At 41.5% G+C, this 24,758-nt stretch carries 26 protein-coding genes and 3 pseudogenes; 12 read left to right on the top strand and 17 right to left on the bottom strand.

What is annotated here, in order from left to right; translation table 11 throughout:
- Positions 1-16 precede the first annotated feature (16 nt).
- Positions 17-802: an SAR2788 family putative toxin gene (locus tag OVA33_RS04710; RefSeq protein WP_014419374.1), complete on the bottom strand. Its 786-nt coding sequence runs from the start codon at positions 800-802 to the stop codon at positions 17-19.
- Positions 803-816: 14 nt separating this feature from the next.
- The gene (locus OVA33_RS04705; protein WP_128974163.1) at positions 817-1,806 is read right to left on the bottom strand and encodes a S8 family peptidase; all 990 of its coding nucleotides are present in this window, start codon (positions 1,804-1,806) and stop codon (positions 817-819) included.
- Between the two features lie 395 nt (positions 1,807-2,201).
- Here OVA33_RS04705 and OVA33_RS04700 point away from each other — a divergent pair.
- Positions 2,202-2,343, top strand: a pseudogene (locus OVA33_RS04700) (DUF255 domain-containing protein); the annotation flags it as partial.
- Positions 2,344-2,385: 42 nt separating this feature from the next.
- Here the strand turns inward: OVA33_RS04700 and pdxR are convergent.
- Entirely contained in the window at positions 2,386-3,834 is a 1,449-nt protein-coding gene (gene pdxR / locus OVA33_RS04695) for a MocR-like pyridoxine biosynthesis transcription factor PdxR (RefSeq protein WP_014419376.1), read from the bottom strand.
- Between the two features lie 128 nt (positions 3,835-3,962).
- On the opposite strand from pdxR, the gene OVA33_RS04690 reads away from it, so the two are divergent.
- Positions 3,963-4,844 carry a DMT family transporter gene (locus tag OVA33_RS04690; protein ID WP_025650105.1) on the top strand — a complete coding sequence of 294 codons (882 nt, stop codon included), beginning with the start codon at positions 3,963-3,965 and terminating at the stop codon, positions 4,842-4,844.
- A gap of 114 nt (positions 4,845-4,958) precedes the next feature.
- Positions 4,959-5,546, top strand: a pseudogene (locus OVA33_RS04685) (HD domain-containing protein); the annotation flags it as partial.
- A gap of 4 nt (positions 5,547-5,550) precedes the next feature.
- On the opposite strand, the pseudogene OVA33_RS04680 reads toward OVA33_RS04685, so the two are convergent.
- Positions 5,551-5,763, bottom strand: a pseudogene (locus tag OVA33_RS04680) (PLP-dependent aminotransferase family protein); the annotation flags it as partial.
- A gap of 407 nt (positions 5,764-6,170) precedes the next feature.
- Complete coding sequence (locus tag OVA33_RS04675) at positions 6,171-7,004, bottom strand: hypothetical protein (RefSeq protein ID WP_025650107.1); 834 nt, start codon at positions 7,002-7,004, stop codon at positions 6,171-6,173.
- A 144-nt stretch (positions 7,005-7,148) separates the two neighbouring features.
- Here OVA33_RS04675 and OVA33_RS04670 point away from each other — a divergent pair, with 144 nt between their 5' ends.
- The 8 genes from OVA33_RS04670 to OVA33_RS04640 all read left to right on the top strand — a co-directional run bounded on the left by OVA33_RS04670 (position 7,149) and on the right by OVA33_RS04640 (position 13,987).
- On the top strand, positions 7,149-7,724 hold the full coding sequence (locus OVA33_RS04670) for a hypothetical protein (protein ID WP_076983302.1): 576 nt from the start codon (positions 7,149-7,151) through the stop codon (positions 7,722-7,724).
- A gap of 10 nt (positions 7,725-7,734) precedes the next feature.
- Positions 7,735-8,172 carry a hypothetical protein gene (locus tag OVA33_RS04665; protein WP_025650109.1) on the top strand — a complete coding sequence of 146 codons (438 nt, stop codon included), beginning with the start codon at positions 7,735-7,737 and terminating at the stop codon, positions 8,170-8,172.
- 102 nt (positions 8,173-8,274) lie between these two features.
- A complete protein-coding gene (locus OVA33_RS04660; RefSeq protein WP_025650110.1) occupies positions 8,275-9,081 on the top strand; it encodes a hypothetical protein in 807 nt (268 codons plus the stop codon).
- On the top strand, positions 9,068-9,880 hold the full coding sequence (locus tag OVA33_RS04655; protein WP_025650111.1) for a hypothetical protein: 813 nt from the start codon (positions 9,068-9,070) through the stop codon (positions 9,878-9,880). The genes OVA33_RS04660 and OVA33_RS04655 overlap by 14 nt, the downstream gene beginning before the upstream one ends.
- A gap of 14 nt (positions 9,881-9,894) precedes the next feature.
- Complete coding sequence (locus OVA33_RS04650) at positions 9,895-10,566, top strand: ATP-binding cassette domain-containing protein (protein WP_025650112.1); 672 nt, start codon at positions 9,895-9,897, stop codon at positions 10,564-10,566.
- Positions 10,559-11,065: a hypothetical protein gene (locus tag OVA33_RS04645; RefSeq protein WP_032865466.1), complete on the top strand. Its 507-nt coding sequence runs from the start codon at positions 10,559-10,561 to the stop codon at positions 11,063-11,065. Before OVA33_RS04650 ends, OVA33_RS04645 begins: the two co-directional genes overlap by 8 nt.
- 480 nt (positions 11,066-11,545) lie before the next feature.
- Positions 11,546-11,749, top strand: coding sequence for a restriction endonuclease (locus OVA33_RS20660; RefSeq protein ID WP_079891343.1), 204 nt, complete (start codon positions 11,546-11,548; stop codon positions 11,747-11,749).
- Positions 11,750-11,917: 168 nt separating this feature from the next.
- Positions 11,918-13,987, top strand: coding sequence for a thioredoxin domain-containing protein (locus tag OVA33_RS04640; protein WP_128974164.1), 2,070 nt, complete (start codon positions 11,918-11,920; stop codon positions 13,985-13,987).
- Here OVA33_RS04640 and OVA33_RS04635 read toward each other — a convergent pair.
- Positions 13,984-14,880 carry a CPBP family intramembrane glutamic endopeptidase gene (locus OVA33_RS04635; protein WP_017418443.1) on the bottom strand — a complete coding sequence of 299 codons (897 nt, stop codon included), beginning with the start codon at positions 14,878-14,880 and terminating at the stop codon, positions 13,984-13,986. The genes OVA33_RS04640 and OVA33_RS04635 overlap by 4 nt on opposite strands.
- Before the next feature lie 214 nt (positions 14,881-15,094).
- On the opposite strand from OVA33_RS04635, the gene OVA33_RS04630 reads away from it, so the two are divergent.
- On the top strand, positions 15,095-16,426 hold the full coding sequence (locus OVA33_RS04630; RefSeq protein WP_014419380.1) for an MFS transporter: 1,332 nt from the start codon (positions 15,095-15,097) through the stop codon (positions 16,424-16,426).
- A gap of 33 nt (positions 16,427-16,459) precedes the next feature.
- Here OVA33_RS04630 and OVA33_RS04625 read toward each other — a convergent pair whose 3' ends face one another.
- The 11 genes from OVA33_RS04625 to OVA33_RS04575 all read right to left on the bottom strand — a co-directional run bounded on the left by OVA33_RS04625 (position 16,460) and on the right by OVA33_RS04575 (position 24,702).
- The gene (locus OVA33_RS04625; RefSeq protein WP_017418442.1) at positions 16,460-16,840 is read right to left on the bottom strand and encodes a VOC family protein; all 381 of its coding nucleotides are present in this window, start codon (positions 16,838-16,840) and stop codon (positions 16,460-16,462) included.
- Between the two features lie 56 nt (positions 16,841-16,896).
- Positions 16,897-17,835: a LacI family DNA-binding transcriptional regulator gene (locus tag OVA33_RS04620; RefSeq protein ID WP_025650114.1), complete on the bottom strand. Its 939-nt coding sequence runs from the start codon at positions 17,833-17,835 to the stop codon at positions 16,897-16,899.
- A 62-nt stretch (positions 17,836-17,897) separates the two neighbouring features.
- On the bottom strand, positions 17,898-18,656 hold the full coding sequence (gene xth / locus OVA33_RS04615; RefSeq protein WP_025650115.1) for an exodeoxyribonuclease III: 759 nt from the start codon (positions 18,654-18,656) through the stop codon (positions 17,898-17,900).
- Positions 18,653-19,210 (bottom strand): methylated-DNA--[protein]-cysteine S-methyltransferase, encoded by a 558-nt coding sequence (locus tag OVA33_RS04610; RefSeq protein ID WP_017418439.1) that lies wholly within the window; start codon positions 19,208-19,210, stop codon positions 18,653-18,655. The genes xth and OVA33_RS04610 overlap by 4 nt, the downstream gene beginning before the upstream one ends.
- Positions 19,207-19,788, bottom strand: coding sequence for a bifunctional transcriptional activator/DNA repair enzyme AdaA (locus OVA33_RS04605; RefSeq protein ID WP_017418438.1), 582 nt, complete (start codon positions 19,786-19,788; stop codon positions 19,207-19,209). The genes OVA33_RS04610 and OVA33_RS04605 overlap by 4 nt, the downstream gene beginning before the upstream one ends.
- A gap of 190 nt (positions 19,789-19,978) precedes the next feature.
- The gene (gene rpsR, locus OVA33_RS04600; RefSeq protein WP_004392983.1) at positions 19,979-20,218 is read right to left on the bottom strand and encodes a 30S ribosomal protein S18; all 240 of its coding nucleotides are present in this window, start codon (positions 20,216-20,218) and stop codon (positions 19,979-19,981) included.
- Between the two features lie 43 nt (positions 20,219-20,261).
- A complete protein-coding gene (gene ssbA, locus OVA33_RS04595; protein ID WP_004392979.1) occupies positions 20,262-20,780 on the bottom strand; it encodes a single-stranded DNA-binding protein SsbA in 519 nt (172 codons plus the stop codon).
- A gap of 39 nt (positions 20,781-20,819) precedes the next feature.
- Positions 20,820-21,107, bottom strand: coding sequence for a 30S ribosomal protein S6 (gene rpsF, locus OVA33_RS04590; RefSeq protein ID WP_004392977.1), 288 nt, complete (start codon positions 21,105-21,107; stop codon positions 20,820-20,822).
- Between the two features lie 111 nt (positions 21,108-21,218).
- Complete coding sequence (gene ychF / locus OVA33_RS04585; RefSeq protein WP_004392975.1) at positions 21,219-22,319, bottom strand: redox-regulated ATPase YchF; 1,101 nt, start codon at positions 22,317-22,319, stop codon at positions 21,219-21,221.
- Between the two features lie 126 nt (positions 22,320-22,445).
- Positions 22,446-24,449 carry a molybdopterin-dependent oxidoreductase gene (locus OVA33_RS04580; RefSeq protein ID WP_128974166.1) on the bottom strand — a complete coding sequence of 668 codons (2,004 nt, stop codon included), beginning with the start codon at positions 24,447-24,449 and terminating at the stop codon, positions 22,446-22,448.
- A 46-nt stretch (positions 24,450-24,495) separates the two neighbouring features.
- Complete coding sequence (locus OVA33_RS04575; protein ID WP_004392973.1) at positions 24,496-24,702, bottom strand: DUF951 domain-containing protein; 207 nt, start codon at positions 24,700-24,702, stop codon at positions 24,496-24,498.
- Between the last annotated feature and the right edge of the window lie 56 nt (positions 24,703-24,758).

Genomic DNA, 24,758 nt, shown 5'->3' with positions numbered 1-24,758 from the left:
TATAAATTAATCTATATTATCTTGCTGCACCATAGAAAGCATGAGCTTTCATACGGACACCTTTTCCATGTTTATACCTAGAGATCGAGTGATAATGATAATGTTTACCTTTACCCTTTTTATCTATCTCCGGACCAACTATTTTTTTAATCGGACTTGCGGCTTTAGCAATAGATTTGGCATTGTTCTTCGACGTAGACCAAGTGTCATCACCCCTTTTAAGGCGTGCAATTGCAGCAGGTCTTTTCAAACCATTACCGATAAATAATCCTTTAGACTTTCTTACTGCCATATAATGAGAATAGGTTCTTTTACGCTTCTTAAACTCAGAATAGGCAACATAAGTCACTCCTGAAATAGTCACAGCTAATCCAATTGAAATTAAATGCGCTAAAAGTGCCTCTCCAATAACTATTCCTATAGGTATAAACCAAACAAAAGAAGCTGTTACCTCATCTGAATTAATCTCATATTTTTTATTTGTTTCCGTATCAGTAAAAGTTGCTTCTATCTTCTCATTTGTAGCATTTTCAATATTAACTTTATATTCTTTACCTTTTTCACCAGTCTTCTGCGAAATTTCATCGGTTATTAATGAAAGTTTCATATTTTCTTTATCTAAAGTCATTAAACCTTTAACTCCGCCTTTTTCTGCTGTGATTACTAATTTCTCTTCATCGTTTGTTACAATTTGGTAATCCTTATTGTTTAAAGCCTCAGCTTTTGATTCATTATGTAAAATAAAAGTGAAAGTTAATACTAGGCTTAAAATAACTGCAATACTCTTTTTAAAACATTTCATTCAAATTAACCCCTTTACTTAAAAGATAAAAAACCTTTTCCATAAATTTCATCTCTTCCTTTCTTTCCAAGATCGATGGACAATTTGAACAATACATGGTTAACCTGATTATAAATATCCTCTTTTGAATTAATTCCAAATTTATCTCTATTTTGTAAAATTAATGATATTACACCGGTAACATGTGCAGCTGCTAAAGATGTACCACTTTCAGTTTTATATCCATTATTGAGGGATAGTATCGGTATATCTACACCAGGTGCAGAAAAGTCAATCTTTCCTTTAGGTGAAAAGTTAGCTATTTTATTATTTCTATCTACAGCATTAATAGAGAGAACTTTTTCATAAGCTGCTGGATAATCAACATCTCCGCCATAATTGTTACCTGCGGCCGCAACGATTATGATCCCACTGTTTACTGCTTTATCAATTGCACCTCTTAACAACGGTTTATCTTTGGATAATCCAAAACTCAAATTTATTACCTGAATATTATTATCAATACACCACTCTATAGCTTTAACAAGGTTATCTAATGAACCTTTTCCTTTTGAATTTAGTACTTTAACTGAATATATTTCAGTGTCTGGAGCAATTCCAACTAATCCAAAACTATTATCTTTTGCTGCTATAATGCCTGCAATAGCAGTTCCATGCCCCACATCATCATCTGAGGTTAAAGTCATGTTTATTGGATTAAATTCTCCTTTAACTTTCCCTTTTAAATCTTTATGCTCTTTATCAATACCACTGTCTAATATAGCAACTTTCACTTTCTGTTTCTCTCTTGAAGTCCATATTGAAGCAGCATTGATTTTTTTCACCCCCCACGGTACTTCTTGTACACGGTTATGATTAATTTTTTCTGTTCCATTTCTCTCTATATGCTTAAAAATGAATAAAAAGCACGCAAAAAAACCTAATGTAAAGATTAATATAAATAATAAAATATGAGGTTTTTTAATTGATAACACCACTTTTTGAAGATTTGTAAATATTCTCATCCTTGGCCAAGAATAACAAATATATTATATCAATCTACAATTAAAAATCAAAGTTATTTTAGGAAATATTTCATTAATAAATTGCAGTTATAAAGTAGTGTATTTCCTAGTCACTATAAAGAAAATTGACCTTCAAATACATACATATTTAAAACAAATCTCAATAAAGACTGGCATATTAACTTAAATAATTTTGAAGACTTCTGCTAGTGACGGTTTTAAAGATAATCTTTCTCTTACGGTTCTTTGAATATCAAGTTCTCCTCATTATTTTTAAACCAGTACCCCAACCGTAGTCAGCGAACAATTCGCCATTTAACTTAATCGAATTTGATCACCGGAGTTTTCTCTTTTTATCTCGAAAACTTCCCAGGATCATGAAAGCAGGTGAGCCCATGCCAATTAACAACAAACCCAATAGATTAATCGATGAGATGTCTCCATTTACTCCAACACGCCCACACCCCCGTAAACTGGCACCCGTGGGGAGAAGAAGCATTTGAAAAAGCGAAACGCGAAAACAAGCCGATTCTTGTCATTGATAGCATGTCTCTTTCTATTAAAGTAATCATTATATATTTATCTGCTTGCCAATTCCTTAATCATCAAACCCAATTCATAAATTCCCTTTTGAAGGTCTTCAAGAGATGCATAAGCATATGATAAGCGAATATAGTTCCCTTTTTCTTGAGCATAGATACTGCCGAGATTGAGAAGTATCCCTTTTGTCAAAGCTTTTGTATAAAGTAATTTCATAGATAGTGAAGGCAATATTTTTACCCAGACAAAGAATCCTCCCTTCGGCATATTCCATGTAGCGACATTCTTCAAATTGGTTTCTAAGAGACTCATGACCAATTGTCTTCTCACCTTTAATTGACTTCTCACCTGTTCTAGATGCTGCTGGTATTCACCGGATGTAAACCACTCTGCCGCTACTCTCTGGGATAACGAACTGGAGCCGTAATCTGTTTGCATTTTTATGTCGGATAAACGTTCAATCACTGGTTCCGGCCCGACGATCCATCCAATTCTTAAGCCGGGGCTTAATGTCTTAGATAAACTTCCTATGTAAAGCACATGTCCATTTTTATCTATTGTTTTAATAGGATCTGGAGGAATTTCATCTATCCATAACTCACGATAAATATCATCTTCAATAATGGGAAGCTGTGCATTCTCACTTGCCGCAAGGATTTCTTCTCGCCTCTTTTTTGACATTAAAATACCTGTCGGATTATGAAAACAAGGATTTGTATATAAAATAGCCCTTCCCCGTTCCCCCCTTGCCATGTGGATATGTTCCGGCAAAAGTCCATCATTATCCATAGGAACTCCAGTCAGCTTCATACCGGCTGATTGAAATACGTGTAATGAATAAAGATAGGAAGGCTGGTCAAGATAAACGGTCGATCCCCTTTGCAAAAGCCCCATTGATATCAGCTGCAAGGCTTGCAGCGCTCCAGAAACAATAAGAATGGAAGAAGATGAAGCTTGAATACCGATTGTTCTTAAATAGCCGCTTAATGCCTCTCTCAAAGGCAAATATCCTTTTGGTTCCTCATACCCGAATGCCTCTATGTTTTGAGATACCTTTCCCATCATCTTTTTCATAGCAGCTAAAGGAAAAATCTCATGTGAAAGTTCTCCTTTACTGAGCTGTATAAGATCGGAATTTGATTCTGATTTATTGATCTCTTGAACGATTTTTTGGCTTGGCTGCTGGATTCCGGAGGTTACATACTGATCCCAATCGGGGGCGGAATTCTTAGCCAAAAGTGTCCATGTATTGTTCGTAACAACTGTCCCTTTGCCCATTCTGCCTTCGATTAATCCATCCGCCGTCAATTCCTCTAAAGCTGTAATGACTGTGCTCCTGTTCACCTCAAAGTGTTTGGCAAGCGTGCGCTGGCTTGGAATCTTACTTCCAATCGGCCATTCTCCATTTCCTATTTTCTCTTTTATAAATTGAATGATTTGTATGTACTTAGGAAGCTTTTTCATCTTTTTTTCTTCTGGAGCGCTCATAAAAAGTATCCTCCTTAAAGTGGTTGGGTCAAAATCTATTTAACTGGTTGAAGTCATATCATCAAATCTTTATTAATATAGAAACACATTAAATAACTGGTTGGTTTTTGTAAAGAGGAGTGAGAAAGATGCGAAAGAAAACAGTTCGAATCGGTATATCTTACAGTCTGATGATTGGGTTGTGGGCATCAGCTTTCCCGGGAATTCGCGCGGGTTTGGAGAGTTACACGCCGGAACACCTCGCTTTGTTTCGCTTGTTGATTGGGTCAATGGTGCTGGTGGTTTTTGCTATTTTGACTCATATGCGTTTACCTGACATGAAGGATGTTCCTGCTATTTTATCGTTAGGATTTTTAGGTTTTGCACTATATCACATTTTGCTGAATATCGGAGAAAAAACAGTCAGCGCAGGGACAGCAAGCTTACTCGTGACCATGACACCTATTTTTTCTGCAATGTTATCCCGTCTGTTTTTTGGTGAACATTTTGGGCTTTATAAATGGATTGGCTCTATCATAAGTTTATTGGGTGTGTCGATCATTTCATTTGGGGCAGGAAACTATACAAATTCAGTGAACGGCATTTTGTTAATCCTGCTGGCAGCTTTTTCGGAGAGTATTTATTTCGTTTTTCAAGCTCGCTATATAAAAAAATATGGATTTATTCCATTCGTTACATTCACTATTTGGGGCGGGACAGTACCTATGCTTGTATTTCTGCCTGGCTTAGGGGAAGAGTTTTTGAACGCTTCAATGAACTCAACATTGTCTATCGTTTACTTAGGTTTATTACCAACGGTTGTGCCTTACTTTGCACTTGCTTATGTAACTTCACTCGTCGGTGCTTCAGAAGCAACCATTTCACTTTATTTAACACCCGCTATAGCCTTGGTCATTTCTTGGGTGTGGTTAGGTGAAGTACCTGCGTTTATTTCTCTTTTGGGCGGAGCAGTCACAGTCGTCGGGGTGTGTTTTATCTATTTGAAAGCAAATATAATCAGGCTCAACTGAATTTTTCAGAATTGTGATATGTTAAGTATATCAATATTAAAAGGAAGAAAATCCATGATGCGATAGGTTGCAGCTTCTTTGCCATGCTTAGCGCATAAAAGGGGGGTAAGGAAAATGAAGATAACAGATAGTATTTATGGCGATTATGTTGTAGATGGAATTCTTGAAGAGCTTATTTTCAGTCATCCAGTACAAAGACTAAAAGGTGTTTACCAAGGAGGAGCAAGTTATGTTGTGAATCAAAAGTGGAATGTCACGAGGTATGAACATTCCATAGGCGTAATGCTTCTCATAAAAAAATTGGGCGGCTCTTTAGAAGAACAGATCGCAGGTTTACTTCACGATGTATCTCATACTGCATTTTCACACGTTATTGATTTTGTATTTAACAATAAAAATGAGGATTATCACGAAAACATTTATCATCAAATCATAACTGATTCAGAAATCCCCCATATTCTCAGTACATATGGATTAAATTACAAAGACATTCTATTAGACACCTCTAATTGGAATTTGCTCGAACAGCCAGCTCCTGAGTTATGCGCTGACAGAATCGATTATACCTTAAGAGATATGTATCGGTACGAAAACATCACAATGGAGGAAGTTGATCATTTCTTAGATCATCTAATAATTAAAGAAGGAAAAATATACTTAAAAGATATAAAAACTGCTGAATGGTTTGTAGGAACTTATTATCATGTTCTAAGTGTTGCTGATATTGATCGGATATAAACCACTCCCGCTGCAACCTTTGGGATAATGAACCTGCATCCGTAATCTATCTGCATTTAATATCCTGGTTCGGCCCCACTATCCATCCAATCCTTAACCCCGGAGTTAAAATTTTCAATAAATTTCCCAAATATAAAACATGGCCATTCTTATCCATTGTTTTAATATGCATCGGCGGGAGGATATACTTCCCGTTGATATAGATGATGTGCCGGCAGCCTTTTTTGCAATTAACAGTTCCGTCGCTTTTTACCGACTATTTCAAAGTCATTGTCCCAAAAGATGAAGACGGCATGGGGGATACTTTTATCCGTGGTTTCTTATTCGAATTGACGTTGTAGGGTATAGCTTTTTTATTTCACACTTCATACAAGAGTATAATCATGGGTTGCTTGTCATTCGCCAATGTAAGTATTGTTCTGACGGATTCAGAAAAGGGGGATACAAAAGGCTCCAGATACACAGCATGTGCTGAATTTTTATTTCAGCAAGTCGAAGATCCAGTTTTAAACCAAGGAAAAAAGTTTGATAATAAATTCAAAAGCTACTTTAAATTTCTAGACCCCAGATTAGTGTGTTTAAGATATATTATTCCATTTTTGCATCAGATATCAATTCACACTTTGATAGATATAAACCTCCTCCAATTAAGAGGGTAATACAAACAGTAAGTATTGTGACTAATGAAATACTAATAGAAACAACAGGAGAGAAACCAAATAAAGGATGTCTAATCAACATGCTTTCATTTCCAAGTAATATCGGGCTATCTGAAAAAATTGAGAAAAACAAAATACAGCTACAAATTACGAAGCTATAAATTGTACTAAAGATTAACGAAAAAAATGCAAAAATAAAAGTAATGAGAAATGTTCCGCCTATATTTAAAACAATAGAATAAATAATTATTTGACTATAGGATAATTGAAATGATGAGTATCTCAAAATGCTTTCGCCGTAAACTGTCAACTCCCATGTTGTACCCCCACTCAATTTCCAAACAACCCAAGTTAAGGACAATAATGATATGTAAAACACAATGATTACAGTACAAGAAAAAAACAGCTTGCTTACCCATAATTTGAATATTGATTTTGCTCTGATCCTGACAAAAGCACTGTGAGCAAATAGATCATCCTTTATGTATGTGTTGATCAATATTGCCCCGCTTAACTGAAATAGTAACCACCCAAAAGGAAACTCAAATGTATGTTGTTGGACAAGTTCAAAAGGGACACCTAAAAAGGTTTTACCAATGAGATCCCAAAAGGCAATAGAACTGTCAGGTATGTTAGTACGAAGAAAATACAGAGGATAAAGAAAATTCAATAGCGCAATCATAAATAATATAATGAAAACCCTGGTGGTTTTATTAACTCCAAGGGCCAAGTCCCTTTTAAAAAGCAAGAATAAACTATTCATAAAATAAATTCCTTTCCTATAAATCAACTAGGTATTAGCATAACACAGCATTTGAAATAAATAAATTAAAAGGTATTATTTTCTTTTAATATATGTTATAATCATTTAGTACCGGTACAAATTAAGGGTTTTTTGGAGAAGAAAGTGAAAAAAATATTTTTGGTTTATTTTAGTCTAATTGCTATAACTATGCTTAGTGCATGTCAAACAAACAAATACAATAACGTAATAAAAGAAAAAACCCCAGATCCTTCTATAAGGATTGAAGATTTGGATAACAACAATAAAGAAAGACCGAATATTTTTTATTTTGATACCGAACAAGGTCGAAGTTTATTCGAGGTTGTATTTTGGAATAAGTTGGAGGGTAATCATTATTATCAAGGCCAAATAAAAAATAATGATGTGAGAATTGATAGGGTTTTTAAAGGCAAGAAAATAGAAGTCGGACCGCTTCCTAAGAATTATGAACTGGCGATGACCTTTAGTCAGAAAGAGCCGTTTCCGTCAACCATATTGGGAAAGGTTAAAGATGATAAAGGACATACATATAGTTGGAAACAGTCTTACGAAAGAGAAGATGCAGACCATGATTATTTAATCAATTTGCCTAAATTTAAAGGCAAAAAAGCAAAGATAGCGCTAAGAATGATTTGGTTAAATAAAAATGGTGATTGCATCGGCGTTGCAGATAAATTTTTTATTTTAGAAAAACAATAAGGAGAAACACATGATAAAGAAGCTAATAACTACACTAACTTTAGTACTGGGATTATCTCTTTCTACTATAGGAATTATGCATGCTTATGCAGGAGAACCAACCGCAAACTATAAGAATGCAGATTATAATTTTCGGTTTCTAAAAGGAAACCCTTATGACGAAACCAAATCCAGAACAAAATTTACTGATTCTTATTATTATATGTTTAATACAGAAAATAATACTTCTTATGAAGCTTGGGCAAGATCTCGCGGAAAAGATGTTTCAGGCGGGCACTATTATACAATAAAGAAAAACTACTATGGAAGAAAACTACTATGGAACTTGGCTGTTGAAAACACATGGTTTGGCTTGGGAACACCTTCTGTTACAATAGGTGCAAAGAAAAATGCAGCTGGTCATGCATATGGTAAGTGGAGTCCTGATTATGATCCAAAGAGTCCTTGATGAGATCAGAAGACTGAAATTATGAAAAAGTCATATGAAAGTCGGCGACTCAGGTTTTTCTGAGTCGCTTCTATATTTAATAAAAGCGAGAGAAGGAAATTTATGTTTTATTTACTGCTATTTCGATTACTAAAACGACCGTCTTTTTATGTCTCATTGGCAATTGGAGCAGTTTTGGCCACGGCCTATTTTTGGACAGAGGAAATGCCATTAACAGAACATTTGGAACTAACTGGAGGGGTTTCTTTTACCCCCTATACAAAATGGATGGGGATAGGTGGAATCTCCGATTATCCGGCTCTTTACATGTTCTTGCTCCCAATTCTGGCAACACTTCCATTATCGGATCTTTACGCAAGAGATCGTTCAACTGGGTTTATTCGTTTTTTAATGATCCGAGGCAAGCATACACAATACTTTTTCAGTTTATTTTTCATTAATTTCTTAGCTGGAGTCGTGACTGCCATTTTTCCTCTATTGTTAAATATCTATTTGTCTTTTATGAAACTTCCAAATATAAGGCCTGATAGAGCTATTAACAACGAGATGCCCTTGGCATCTGATAATACCTTCTTTCCAGAATTATATTATACACATCCCTTTGTTCATATGATGTTATATGTAATTATCATTGGCATTTTTTCCGGCATGTTTGCAAGTATAGCTTTGGGAGCGGGAATGTTTATCAAAAGATCATTTATAGTTTTACTTATACCCTTTGCAAGTTTATACATAATTAACATGCTGCTTTCAACGATTGGCCATCAAGAAATGATTTCAACCAGCTTTTTGCAGGAACAGGCTACAGATGGTGTTAGTTTGAAGAGTCTTATTTTACACTTGATCGTTGGGTTCATCTTAGGTCTTTTACTATATATTCTAGGAGCTAAGAAAAATGTTGTTCGTTAACGAGCTTCGTTTTGTTTTAATAGATATGTGTCGTCATAAAAGGCGTTTAAGCTTTTGGTTCTTGTGTTTTTTGCTTTGTATAGTATATCTGGTAAAAGAAGGTGTTCCGAAAGAAGGGATAATGGGACCGCCTCAGGCGCTTAATTTATTTTTCTCTTCCTATACATTTGCCTTTCCAGTGTTGCCCCTGTTTTTAATGTTCCTTTCTTTCGGGGTACTGCCTTTTTTTGATTCAGTCCGTTTTATTCGTTATCAAAAACGAGAGAGAGTATTTTTATCATTATTATCTCGTGTTTTTTGGATTTGTTTAATGTTTACCATTCTGTATCTCGTTGGCGGAGTCCTTCTCGGCGTTTTTCTGTCTGGAAGATGGGATAATGTATGGCTATCGCCAGAAGGGGCTCCTTATTTTTTATATGGCAATAAATTACCTTTGGATCAATACTATTCATCGAATGTGATGATGGTTAGATATATCATTACAAGCTTATTGTTGTTTCATATGATTGGACTATTTGCAGTCGTTTGTTATGTGTTTATTAAGAAGTACATATACAGCTTTATCATTGTCACATCTGTGGTCATTCTTGATAAGATGCTTCATACTTACTTTGAGTTTTCTTTAATTAATGACCCGATTTCATTAGAAATGACGTCTTGGTTGATACCCGGATTATTTTCAGAAATGATTTATTTAATTGGCGGTTTCGGGATAATATTTGCTGTAGTTCTATATATATGTTTAATCAACCAAGATTATTTTAATGAATACAGCATCGATAATGAAAAAGAACTTTGATTGAGGTGAAACTCGTGTCAGAAGAATATATTAAAGTTGAAAGTGTAAACAAAGTTATCAAAAAGAACATTGTTCTTAAAAATATAAATTTATCTTTGAAAAAGGGAATGATATATGGATTTCGTGGACCTAATGGGTCTGGAAAAACAATGTTGTTTCGTGTGTTATCGGGATTGGTGAAACCAAGTGAAGGCAAAGTAATTATTGATGGAAAGGTATTACACAAAAATATTTCTTTTCCTGAAAGTATCGGAATATTAATTGAGTACCCTGGGTTTATTCCGGAATATACTGGTTTTGCAAACTTGAAATTGCTATCTATGATTCAAAATAAAATCAATGATCATGAAGTTTCTGCTGTAATCTCTCGTGTGGGTCTTGATCCAAATGACAAGCGAAAGTTCAGAAAGTATTCACTCGGCATGAAACAGCGCTTGGGGATCGCTCAAGCGATCATGGAAAATCCGGAGTTGCTTATTTTGGACGAACCGACTAATGCTTTGGATGAAGAAGCGGTTAAAACAGTACACCAATTGCTATTATCATTAAAAAATGAAGGAAAAACAATTCTGGTTGCAAGCCATGATAGAGAAACGCTTCAAAAGATTTCTGATATTATTTATGATATTGAGTCTGGGAAAATTGTTAAAGAAACTATGATCGATAAGGAAAAGAAAAATGACTAGAAAAAAAATCATTTTAGTAACGGTCGTTTTTTTTATTTTTTTCATTTTGATCAGCTTATTTCGATACCAACAAGTGAATGGGGAGTACTCCAACTATAAAGTAACCGAAAAAAATGTTACCACGAATGAAACGTTTGAGTTTCTAAAAATATCTCATACGTTTAGAAAAGCAAAGAAAATTAATACAATTGATGAAATGAGAAATAAAGTAACAGAGTATCGTATCCCAATCGAATTAAAAAATACGACAAAAGATAAGCTTACACTTCACCCTGAATTTTACAGAATGATGAGAGGTGAGGAAGAAACTGAGACAATAGACTTTATTGATAATAAGACAGGGGAAAAAATTTCGGATTTAAAACCCTATCAATTATTAAATGGAACGGTAACTTTCACATTTTTAAACGATAGTGAGAATAAATATCAGACTGTTGATCTTCATATTATTGGAAGTAATGGAGTGTCAGTACAAAAGTTTATTGTAAAAGTTTATTAGTTTCGTTAGCAGTATGATGTTTTTAGGCTAAAGACAACGACAGCTCTATCTTTTGCTGTCGTTGTCTTTAGTATGCTATGCTCTTTTCTCAAACAACTTCGCACTTTCCACAACAACATTCACAGCTTTCACCATATTGTCGGCGGAAATATATTTTGTATTTGCCGTGAAGTTTGCCCGCAGGTATTAAGATATTTGTGGCAAGGCCCCCCATGTATACAGCTGGGAGCCGTCTGTTCCGCCGCGGATTAGTTTGAAGATAGACTCGATGTCCAAGTTTTTCATCGCCTGAAAGGTAATGTCGAAGATCAACTTTTACAGGTTCGATTTTTTTCTCTTGTTGTAATACGGTCATTTATCTCGACATAAATTCTGTCTTTGCCATATTGCGCCCTCAATTCATGCAACACATCCAAGTCAATAACCCCCTATCATCCTAATAGACAATATAATATCTTCTATACTTGTTCATAGCACAGAATAAGTATTGAATGTAAAAGACACAAAAAGAATGTAGATGTAAAAAGGGCAAGAGCATTAGGGGAGGCTCTAGCAAAAGCAACAAGTTTGATTGTTAATAAAGGTTTCACTAAGGGGGCTCTAGAATACGTAAGGGATAAGCCAACGTTGGAATTAATAGGAGGCCAAGAATTAATTCATTTCCTTGAGGAAAATTTGGAGTAACTGGTTTGACCTTTATACCTAGTTGTATAAAAGAATTAGCCCAGATAAAATAAAACACAAAAATAAGAAATGACTGAAAAAGCACAATCATAAAGCTAGGTACATGTTTCTCAACACACTGAGAAATATAATTATGATTAATTAATTTAAGAGAAAGCAGGTGATCCCATGCCAAACAATAACAAACCCAACAGCTTAATCACAGAGAAGTCACCGTACTTACTTCAACACGCCCACAACCCCGTAAACTGGCACCCTTGGGGAGAAGAAGCCTTCGAAAAAGCGAAACGCGAAAACAAGCCGGTTCTTGTCAGCATCGGCTATTCGACTTGCCATTGGTGCCATGTAATGGCCCACGAATCCTTTGAGGACGAAGAGATCGCCGGTATGTTAAACGATAAATTCATAGCCATCAAGGTTGATCGTGAGGAGCGGCCTGATGTGGATTCCGTGTATATGAGAATCTGCCAGCTGATGACGGGGCAGGGCGGGTGGCCGCTGAACGTGTTCGTCACACCAGATCAGAAGCCGTTTTATGCGGGGACGTATTTTCCGAAGACGAGCAAATTTAACCGTCCGGGTTTTATCGATGTGCTTGAACATCTGTCCGAAACGTTTGCGAATGACCGGCAGCATGTCGAGGATATCGCCGAAAACGCCGCCGCTCATCTTGAAGTCAAGATTCACCCGGCCGAGGGCATGCTTGGCGAACAGGCGGTTCATGACACGTATCGCCAGCTGGCCGGCGGGTTTGATACGGTGTACGGCGGGTTCGGCCAGGCTCCGAAATTTCCGATGCCGCATATGCTCATGTTTCTGCTTCGCTACTACAGCTATACGGGCAAGGAACAGGCTTTGGCCGGCGTAACCAAGACACTCGACGGCATGGCGAACGGCGGGATTTTTGACCACATCGGGTTCGGATTCGCCCGCTACTCGACTGATAATGAATGGCTCGTGCCGCATTTTGAGAAAATGCTGTATGACAACGCCCTTCTCCTGACCGCATATACAGAAGCCTACCAAGTCACGGGCAATGAGCGCTACAAACAGATTGCGATGCAGATCGTAACGTTTATTCAGCGGGAAATGATGCATGAAGACGGCAGCTTTTTCTCAGCTTTAGACGCCGATACTGAAGGCCGTGAGGGGAAATATTACATATGGTCCAAAAAAGAAATCATGAATCTTCTCGGTGATGAACTCGGCCCGCTTTACTGCAAGGTGTATAACATCACAGATCAAGGCAATTTTGAAGGCGAAAACATCCCGCACCTCATTTTCACGCGGCGTGAGGCCATCCTCGAAGAGACCGGCCTCACCGGAAATGAGCTGGCCGAACGCCTTGAAGAGGCAAGAACAAAATTGCTGGAGGCGCGTGAAAACAGAAGCTATCCGCATACAGATGACAAAGTGCTGACCTCATGGAACGCGCTCATGATTGCCGGGCTGGCAAAGGCCGCAAAGGTATTTCACGAGCCTGACTTTCTCAGCATGGCGGAAACAGCGATCCGCTTTCTCGAACGGCACCTCATGCCGGACGGGCGCGTCATGGTCCGCTATCGCGAGGGCGAAGTGAAAAACAAAGGGTTTATCGATGATTACGCTTTTCTCATCTGGGCTTACCTTGAACTGTATGAAGCGGGTTTTCATCCGTCTTATCTGCAGAAAGCGAAAACGTTATGTACAAGCATGCTGGAGCTGTTCTGGGATGAACGGCACGGAGGCTTCTTCTTTACGGGGAATGATGCCGAAACCCTTCTTGTCAGGGAAAAAGAGGTTTATGACGGGGCAGTGCCTTCCGGAAACAGCGCGGCTGCCGTACAGCTGCTTCGTCTCGGCCGCCTGACGGGTGACATATCACTGATTGAAAAAGCCGAAGCGATGTTTTCCGTGTTCAAACGGGAAATAGAGGCCTATCCGAGCAGCAACGCTTTCTTCATGCAAAGCGTACTGGCACACACAATGCCCCAAAAAGAAATCGTTGTTTTCGGAAGGAAAGATGACCCGGACAGAAAACGTTTCATTGAGGCGCTTCAGGAGCATTTCACTCCCGCCTATACGATTCTCGCCGCAGAACATCCGGAAGAGCTTGCCGGCATTTCTGACTTTGCCGCGGGTTATCAAATGATCGATGGGAAGACAACTGTCTACATTTGTGAAAATTTCGCCTGCCGGAGACCGACGACGGATATTGATGAAGCGATGAACACCTTACAAATCAGCAGCAGAGCCTAGGCGGCCTGCTGCTTTTCTTTTTTCACAAAACGGAACGCGAGCCATGCGAAGATAATATTGATCACCAGAGTCGATATGCAATCATATATTTCATAGCCGCCGGCTGCTGTTGTAAATATCGACGGAATGCCGCCGTACACCGAATGATCCTCTGTGAGAAAGATAAATAAAAACATATTATTGGCAGCGTGACCGCCAAGGGACATCTCCAGACTGCCGGTTTTAATCGTGATAAAGGTCCAGATCATGCCAATGGTGACATATCCGATTCCCGCCCAGAGAGCTCCATTTTCCATCTCCGGATTTCCGAAATGAAGTGCGCCGAATAATCCGCCGATAATGACCGTCAGAACCACCGCGTTTGCCGTCAATTTTCCGGCGAACTGAAGCAGAAAACCGCGAAAGAGAAATTCCTCCGCAGAGGTTTGAATCGGCACCAATAAGACGGCCGCCGCTAACAGCAGCAGAAAACGTGAAGCATGGAATTCCTGAAGCATGAAACGATCCGGATGAATTGTAAAATCAATCAGCCCCGCGACAAACATCAGCACAACATATGTGCCGAATCCAAAGAAAATCCTCTTCCAGTTCAGCGACTGATTCGGTGTGATGATGGATAAAAACCGCCGTTTCATAATGAAACGAACCGCTATCCAAATGCCCGGAATCGCAATGAAATAGACGATATGCTGTAAATAAATATCCGCCAGCGGGTCACTTAATGCCGCCTCATCCCAATTTATCGTCAGTGAAGGATTGAAAGCGGACGTGAGAAACATATAAAACACGGTCAGTATGCTTCCGAAAAAGAACAAACCCACAATGACCAACAGAGAAAGAAGATATCTCGATACACTATTTCTTCCCTCTGCGGGCCGTACAAACGTATTCATATTTATGCATCAACTTCCTTTCCTTCAACATTTTACAATATAAACAGAAACAGATATAGGAAATGTTATATATTTTAAGAAGAAAGCGCTATGCCGTTTCCTTTGGCTCTGGTTATTTACACTCTGTTTTTGCCAAAAAAAGACCTTTATAATGTATTCGTCAGATAAATTTACAGTATTTTCTGATTACAATTGCAAAGTCAGGGGGTTTTTTATGAAACATCAGACATTCTCAAATGTAGCGAACCGATTAGACCGTCTCCCCATTTCGCGTGTGCACTATCAAGTATTAACCGCTCTCGGAATCATCTATTTTTTCGATCTCGCTGATCTGTTTACGCTCAGCAACGTGGCTCCGGCGCTGATTGAGCATTGGGGCGTGAAGCTGTCCACCATTGCCGACATTACGGCCGCATCCTTCCTGGGCATGTTTTTAGGCGCGTCCATCGGCGGAAGGCTGTCCGATCGGATCGGCAGGAAAAAAGCGCTGAATTGTTTTGTCCTTGTCTTTTCGATCTCATCTTTTCTGAATGCGCTGGCATGGGACATTCCGTCCTTAATGATTTTCCGCTTCTTGACCGGGCTCGGCGTCGCGGCCGCCATGATTGTGACGAACAGCTATTTGGCGGAATTTTTTCCATCCTCCGTACGGGGAAAATACATCTCCCTTTGCGCCATGATCGGACTGATCGGCGTTCCCGTCACAAACGTTGTTTCCGCTTTTGTCATTCCTTTAGGCTCATGGGGGTGGCGGCTCGTATTCGTATGGGGGGCGGCCGGTCTCATTTATTTCTTTTTTATCCGCCGGCTTGAGGAATCGCCGCGCTGGCACGAAAATCGGGGCGCATATGATCAGGCAAACACCATTATGAACCGTCTTGAAGCACGTATAGAGAAAGAAAAAGGCCCGCTTCCCGCGCCAAAAGAGGCGGCTGAAGTACATACAGTGAAGCACGCAGGCTACTTAGGGCTGTTTCAGGGCAGGAATTTAAAGATCACCATCATCCTGTCAGCGGTATGGATTCTTGAAACCTTTGGCTTTTACGGCTTTGCTTCATGGGTGCCCAGCCTGCTGAAAAGCAACGGCATCACCATGGAAAAAACGCTGTGGTACAATGTGCTTCACTCTGTCGGCGCGCCGCTTGGCGCATTGCTCGGTTCCATGATATCCGAGACGTTCCAAAGGAAATGGATTCTGGCCGCAAGCGCTTTTCTGACTGCCATTGCCGGACTGTTATACGGCATGACGTTTATTCCCATCATGATTATTGTGTTTGGATTTGTCGTCAACGTCACGGAACGGATTTTCACCTCAAACTTATACGCATATACATCGGAGCCGTATCCTACGGAATATCGCTCGGCCGGGAGCGGGCTGGCGTACGGGCTCGGCCGTTTTTCCAATATATTCGGCTCCCTGCTCGTCGGATTTATTGCCGTTAAGCTCGGCTACATCAGCGTCTTTTTGTTCATCGGCGGCTGCTGGCTTCTATGTTCCGTTTTGTTAATCCTCTTCGGCCCGAAAACAAATGCTCAGCAAATTTAATCAAAAAAACAGTGCGGACTCACTCCGCACTGTTTACACTGTGATTTCTATCAAATTGCCTTCCCAATCCTCTATCACGCTCTCATAATATCCGTCACCCGTCACGCGCGGGCCGCTTACGACCTGAAATCCATCGTTTTTAAACGTCTCCGTCAATTCATTCACCCGCTCCTTGCTGCCTGTAGAAAATGCGAGATGCGCCCATCCGGTCATATTCTGTGCCGGAGCTTCATCAATGCCGCCTTTTTTCATAAGTTCCAGCCTGCATCCAGAGTCAAATGAAAGAAAATACGATTTGAAATCTTTTTTCTCATTATGATAAAGGTCATTGGCCTTGGCGCCGAAGTATGTCTCATAAAATTCTTTCATCCGTTCTAAATCTTTCACCCATATCGCTGCATGTTCAATTCGCATATGTCCGCCTCCCTTTTTTTCTCAATCTAGTTATAAAGCATGAAACCCATTTCAGCTCAAGACTTTTTCCGCTGAAATTGATGCATAATTTGTTTTTTAGCCGTTTCTTCGTGAAAAAACAGCAAAAATGCTTCCTTTCCGACCCGTTCCAAATGAAGTTCCAGGGATGGAATATTTAATGCCCGGCTGACGCTCAGATTTCCCTCGCCGATGATCTCCGCGTCCCATTTCTGTTCTTTCGCAAACTGGTACAAGCCGGCAGCCACATCATCACTGTGCGCATAAACGGCCGTCGGCGCCTTGTCGAAACCCCAGAAGTGCTCACCCGCCCGCTTTCCGTCGTCCATATCATGGCATCCGACCAGAATGCGGGTTTCATCAAGAGAGCCGAAAACCGCCTTATATGCGGTTACCTTGTCGGCCGTACTCGGGCTTTTTTCCGCTTCCCGCACACATGTAAAAGCAACGTCTTGATGCCCGCGGTTCTTCAAATACAAAAAGCTTTCTCTGTATGCTGCCTGCCTGTCATTATAAGCGCAGGGAATCTCTTGATGCTGTGTATATTCACAAGCGACAATGGGACCGTATTCCAGGTAAGGCACGGCGGTTTCCCATTCATTCGCACGGGACGTGACAATCAGTCCGTCAATCTTTTTCATTTTCAGCAGTTCGAAATAGGTCATCTCTATAGCGGGGTCATAGTTGGTGGGGAGAAGGGTTGTCACGTAATCATGGGCAAACGCTTCCTTCGTGATACCGTTTACAATTTTGTCAAAGCAGGGATGGTCGCTGTACGGCAAAATCACGCCGATTGTATTGGTCTTTCCGCGAATCAGATCAATGGCGGTTCGATTAGGGGTATAATCCAGCTCCTTCATCACTTGATTCACAAGACGCCTTTTCTCCTCAGATACGTACGGGTGTCGGTTTAATACGCGTGATACGGTGGCCACCGACACATTCGCCAGTTTCGCAATCTCTTTTATATTTGCCATGTGCTCCTCCATTTTCGGTGATAAAAAAGCAGCAAGAGTGGATTTCTCTTACTGCTATCTCATCATAAATCCACTGTCATTTCAACAGGGCAATGGTCAGAACCCATGATATCGGCACAAATGGCCGCTTCGCTGATCCGCTGCTTCAGTCTGTCTGAAACAATAACGTAATCAAGCCGCCAGCCGATGTTTTTCTCACGTGCGTTCGTCCTGTAAGACCACCAGGAATAGGCGCCTTCCCGATCAGGATATAAATAGCGGAATGAGTCGGTAAATCCGGCGTTCAGCAGGGCGCTGAACGCTTCCCGCTCCTGATCCGAGAAACCGGCGTTCTTCCGGTTGGCTTTCGGATTTTTTAAGTCTATCTCCCTGTGTGCGACATTCAGATCGCCGCATAATATCACGGGCTTCTTCCGGTCAAGCTTCTGCAGATAATCCTTAAAATCGGCTTCCCATTGAAGACGGTAATCAATTCGCTCTAATCCGCGTTTGGCATTAGGCGTATAACAGTTGACGACAAACACATGCTCAAATTCAAGCGTGATCACCCGTCCTTCTTGATCATGGTCGTCAATCCCCAGTCCATAGAACACGTGCAGCGGCTTTTCTTTCGAAAAAACAGCCGTGCCTGAGTAGCCTTTTTTCACCGCATAGTTCCAATAGGCGTGATATCCTTCAGGCTGTAATGATACTTGTCCGTCCTGTACTTTTGTTTCTTGCAGACATAGAATATCGGCTTCCGTTTCCTGAACGTAAGTATTGATATCTATCTTTTTCATCACGGCACGCAAGCCGTTTACATTCCAAGAAATCAGTTTCATGTGTTCCCTCCTGTCCGGCTCAGCCGGTATTCCAGTGTTTCAATGTTTCCGCCCTCTAATGCCAGCAGCTGCTTTTTCATTTCTAAACCGCCTCTGAATCCGGTCAGTTTCCCGTTTTTCCCGATGACGCGATGGCACGGAACCGTAATCAATACCGGATTTTTTCCAATCGCGGCGCCCACGGCTCTTACGGCCGCCGGTTTCTGAATCATTTCTGCTATATCCGAATAGGAGTATGTCTCGCCGTACGGTATGTCCATAAGCGCTTTCCATACAGCAAGCTGAAATTCTGTCCCGTAAAGATCCACCGGCACTGAAAAAGCTGATCTGCCATTTTCAATGTACTCGGACAGCTCTGCCGTGTAAGACGCCAGCTTTTCATCATTACGTGCCAATCGGTATTGCGGTATTGCTTTTTTTGCCCACTGCTCAAGCTCTTCAAAGCTTCCATGATTTGACCCTATAAAGCAAAGCCCCTTAGATGTGGCGGCTGTATACAGGCTCCAATCATTCCGTGTGAAGAGTGTCCAATAGATCATAGGCTCTTTACTCATATTGAACCTCCCTGTCCCATTTTGGCCGTTTTTCTGTATTCTGTGGGCGAACTCCCGGTTCCCTTTTTAAAAAGGGTCGCGAAATGCGCTGTGTTTGGAATTCCGACAGTCAGAGCGATCTCCATGACTGTCATATCAGTATGCTTTAAAAGGTGTTCCGCCTTCGACAATCTTATTTTCTGTATATACGCAATCGGGGACATTCCCCTGATTTTTTTAAATGTCCGCTGTAAATGATAGGGGCTGCCGTGACACATTTCGGCCAGTACACTCAGAGTCAGGGATTCGTGATAATGGCGTTCAATGTATTCAATGATTTGAGCAATCCATTCTTCATCAGGAAGACGAAGACCGTTCGGCCGGCACCTTTTACAGGGACGAAAATGTCTCTCGAGCGCTGCATCAGCCGTATCAAACACCAGCACGTTTTCTTTATTCGGAACTCTCGATTTACAAGAAGGCCGGCAGAAAATCCCCGTCGTTTTTACTGCATAATAAAATACTCCGTCATAAGAAGCATCATTGCGTATGATTGCGCTCCACTTTTCATCAGTCAGGATATTTCTGTCTGTCTCCATCTCAGCCACCCCCTGTTTTTCAGTATAAACAAATTCATTGCATAAGTACGCGTTTTTGAATAGAGGAGCAAGATAACAAAGATAGGTGTCAGGAGCACTTCCATGTTTCATGTGAAACATTTCGGCAGGATGGAGGGGGACTGATATAAAAAAAGAGCAGGAGCCCGCAGGCTCTTGCTCTTTTTTCGGCTTACTCGCCAGTTACGTATGGAAGTAAAGCCATTTGACGTGCGCGTTTGATCGCGATAGTCAATTTACGTTGGTATTTCGCGTTTGTTCCAGTTACACGGCGAGGTAAGATTTTACCACGCTCAGAAACAAACTTTCTAAGAAGATCTACATCTTTGTAATCGATGTGCGTAATGCCGTTAGAAGTGAAGTAACAAACCTTACGGCGTTTCGCACGACCGCCTCTGCGTCCTCCTGCCATTGTCATTTCCCACCTTTCTCGTTATGAATATAGCGATAATCTATTAGAACGGAAGATCATCATCCGAGATGTCAATCGGCTTGCCGTCGTTGGCAAATGGATCATCATTAAAGCTGTTCCCTTGATTTCGTCTCTGGTTGTTCTGATTTCCGCCGAACGGATTATCATTTTGGCCTCCGCCAAAGTATTGGCCTCCGCCGCTGTTTCCTTCGTTGTATCCGCCTGATCCAGAACCGCCGCTGTTTTTAGGCTCAAGAAATTGAACACTTTCAGCTTGGACTTCTGTCACGAAGACACGCTGTCCCTGCTGGTTTTCATAATTTCTTGTCTGGAGTCGGCCGTCTACGCCGGCAAGGCTTCCTTTTTTAAGAAAGTTTGCAACGTTTTCGGCTTGTCTTCTCCAAGTGACACAATTAATGAAATCGGCTTCACGTTCTCCGGACTGGTTCGTGAATGTACGATTCACAGCAAGAGTAAACGTGGCGACAGCCGCACCGCTTGGCGTATAACGAAGCTCTGGGTCTTTTGTCAGTCTTCCGACTAATACAACTCGGTTAAGCATATGAAAGACCACCTTTTAACATTATATATTTCAAATTGCTTATTCTTCTTCTTTAACAACGATGTGGCGAATGATATCGTCACTGATCTTAGCTAAACGGTCGAATTCAGCAACCGCTGCAGCTTCAGACTGAACGTTTAAGATTTGGTAGAAACCGTCACGGAAATCGTTGATTTCGTAAGCAAGACGACGTTTACCCCAATCTTTTGTTCCAGTGATCTCCGCTCCGTTAGAAGTCAATACGTTGTTGAAACGCTCGATAACTGCCTTCTTTGACTCTTCGTCAATGTTCGGACGGATAATGTACATAACTTCGTACTTTTTCATCTGTTTGCACCTCCTTTTGGTCTAAGCGGCCCTATAATGGGCAAGGAGCAATAATTCTATTACTCACAAGTTTATATTATACCAAAGCTCTTGTCCCTTTACAACTGTGTCCTATACATTAAATCGGAAATGAATGACATCTCCGTCTTGGACTACATATTCCTTACCTTCCAGACGCACTTTTCCGGCTTCTTTCGCTCCGGACATTCCGCCGCCTGCCAAAAGGTCTTCATAAGCAACCGTTTCAGCGCGGATAAAGCCGCGTTCAAAGTCAGTGTGGATGATACCCGCACACTCAGGAGCTTTCATGCCTTTTCTGAATGTCCATGCGCGCACTTCCTGTTCGCCCGCCGTAAAGTATGTCGCAAGACCGAGAAGAGAGTATGACGCTTTAATCAGCTGATCAAGACCTGACTCTTCGATGCCGAGCTCCTCAAGGAACATTTGCTTTTCTTCGCCTTCCAATTCAGCAATTTCAGATTCAATTTTCGCGCAGACGACGATAACCTCGGCGTTTTCACCCGCGGCGTACTCCCGGATTTTCGCAACATATTCATTATCTGAAGGATCAGCCACTTCATCCTCGCTTACATTTGCTACATAAAGCACGGGTTTTGACGTAAGCAAATGAAGCTGCTTCACAAGCTTTTGCTGTTCTTCCGTAAATTCAACGGAACGGGCAGGCTTTTCTTGTTCGAAAGCTTCTTTTAATTTAGACAGAATGTCAAATTCAAAAACCGCTTCTTTGTCTTTTTGCTTCGCAAGCTTGCTTACACGCGTGATGCGTTTTTCGACTGTCTCCATGTCGGCAAGAATCAATTCAAGGTTGATCGTTTCAATATCGTCAATCGGATCGACTTTCCCTGACACGTGCGTAATATTGTCATCAGCGAATGCGCGTACAACGTGGCAGATCGCATCTACCTGACGGATATGAGAAAGAAACTTATTTCCGAGTCCTTCACCTTTAGATGCGCCTTTTACGATCCCCGCGATATCAGTGAATTCAAACGCAGTCGGCACCGTTTTTTTCGGGTTCACCAATTCAGTCAGCTTTTGCAGACGTTCATCCGGCACTTCCACGATTCCCACGTTCGGATCAATTGTACAGAACGGGTAGTTGGCTGATTCGGCACCAGCCTGGGTAATTGCATTAAATAACGTCGATTTTCCGACATTCGGCAAACCGACAATTCCAGCAGTTAAAGCCATTCTTTCATCTCCTCTATATCAAACCATCATCGTATAAACGTATTGTAAACCTAGAGCAATTATAAGGAGGTTCATAGGAAAAGACAAGCTGAGAAAAAAGCATTTCCCGCCCTCTCACTCCTTAGATTATCCTTTTTTAACCGCTACCAGACAGTCAAAAAGCGTACTTCCCATTCCATTATCGGAATTTGAATCCTTTGTGAGCATGTTGACGGAGCCTCCGAATGCCGCCCACATGCCTTCATCTATATTCACCGTCTTCGGGTGAGCCTGCTTCATGATTTTCACCCTGCCGCGCAGACTGCCGCGGTCATTGTATACCTCTGCCGTATCTCCGTCTTGAAGTGAAAGCTCCTCGGCGATATCCGGCGACAGATCCACCTGAATCTGCTGAAGCTTTTCAATAAACGGCACGTGCTGTGAATGATTGGAGCGCTGCGGGTGAATGGACAGCAGCGTATACGGGTATTTCCCGGCAAGCCCGGCGTCATGATAAACAGACTCCTCCGGCACCTCCAATTGAGGGAGGCCGCTGTATCCTTTCTCTTCTGCCAGTGACGAGACGAATTCAAATTTTCCGCTCGGGGTTAAAAATTGAAAATCACTCCACGGAACCTGTTTGACCGGAAGCGGCATATGTCCTTTTTCCTTTAATTGCTCAAGGGTGATTCCTTCTTTCTCCAAAGAAGAGAGCCCCATTTTTAAGAAATCTTCCGTACTGTAATCAAACAGCTCCCCGAATCCGAGACGCTTTGCGAGTTCCGTCCAGATCCAGCGGTCTGATTTTGCCTCTCCCTGCGGTTCCGCAAGCTTCTTGCCATATTGAACATAGTGATGATACATGCTGGAATAATAAATATCTTCCTCTTCGAAAACAACGGCCGTCGGCAGCACATAGTCACAGAGCTTCGCCGTATCGGTCATGACCGAATCAATGGCCACTGTGACCGGTGTTTTTTCAAACGCTTCCTTCACTTTTTTTGTATTCGGCACCTGTGTCAGCGGATTGCCGCACGTCACGATGATCATCTCAATCGGCGGATCGGCTGCATTCAGCGCCTCTTCAGCTTGAGTCATCATCGAAAACGTTCTCGAACTTTTCTTCAGATCAGGACGGGTGAGCTCGGCCTTTGCAAAGCTTTCACCGACTTGCACATTTCCGAAGTTTGCGCCGCCGCCTTTAATACCGACATTTCCGCTCGCCGCAGCTAAAGCGTCAATCCACCGTATCGTCCCGCCCCCGTTTTTATATCTCTGCATCCCAAGACCCATAAAAGTGGAGGCGGGACCGTCAGCATATAAATCAGCAAGATATTCAAGCACTTCTAAAGACGTTTCTGTTTTCTCAATGATCTCCTCAAAAGAAATCGTCTTCAGAAGCTTTTCTATTTCTTCAAAACCGACCGAATGCCTTTGAATGAAATCGGAATCGGTTCTGCCGGTTTGGCATAATATTTTTAAAACACCCGCCGCAAGCCAGCCATCCATGCCGGGTTTGACGGATATATACCGATCGGCAAGCTTTGCAGTCGGGTTAAAAATAGGATCAATGACCGTCAGTGTCGCTTCTTTTTTCTTCACCTGCTGCAGATGGTGATAGAGGTGCATATTCGTCCGGGACACATTTCTGCCCCATACGATCACATGCTTGCTGTGATAAATATCAAGCGGTCCATGTCCGTAAGAACGCCCGAAATCCCAGCGCTGCGCTTCAATGCCGGAACCCCAGCAAATACTGCCCGCAATCTCCGTTACACCGCCGTATCCATTGAAAAAACGCTGGTCGAGCGCCTTCAAAAGACCGTTATTGGCGTAATCATGACTGTGCAGCACTGCGGCAGTGCCCAACGTCTCCTTAATCACCGCCATTTTTTCAGCGATTTCATCTAACGCCTGCTCCCAGGAAATGCGGACAAATTCACCGTCTTTCTTTTTCAAAGGAAAACGAAGCCGATCCGGCGCATTCGTTTTCGTCTCCAGCATTCTGCCCCGGCCGCAAATTTTTCCTTCCGTAATGGGATGATTCGGGTCTCCGTCTACTTTCGTCACCTTTCCATCCTCAACTGTCACCAAAAAGCCGCAGCTGTCCCAGCAATTCAGCGGGCACGCTGACTGATGCACTTTGCTCATCTGGCCTCTTCCTCTCCTCTATATGAAAAAGCATGAGCGCCAGCCCTTATGATGTAGGCTCCTCATGCTTGACGAGTACTTTTTTCAGCTTTCTCTCAAAATCTCTTCTCGGAATCATGACACTGTGGGAACAACCCGTGCATTTGATCCGAATATCCATTCCCATCCGAATGATTTTCCACCTGTTTTCACCGCAAGGATGCGGTTTCTTCATTTCAACAATATCATTCAGGCCAAAGTCTTTATCCGCCAAGACCCTTCACCTCTCTCCATAGACTGCTTTATTTATTGTACAAAAAAAGACAGGAT

The sequence above is a fragment of the Bacillus sp. KICET-1 genome (assembly GCF_027721405.1).
Classification (GTDB): domain Bacteria; phylum Bacillota; class Bacilli; order Bacillales; family Bacillaceae; genus Bacillus; species Bacillus velezensis.
This window is presented reverse-complemented; position numbering and strand designations above follow the sequence as displayed.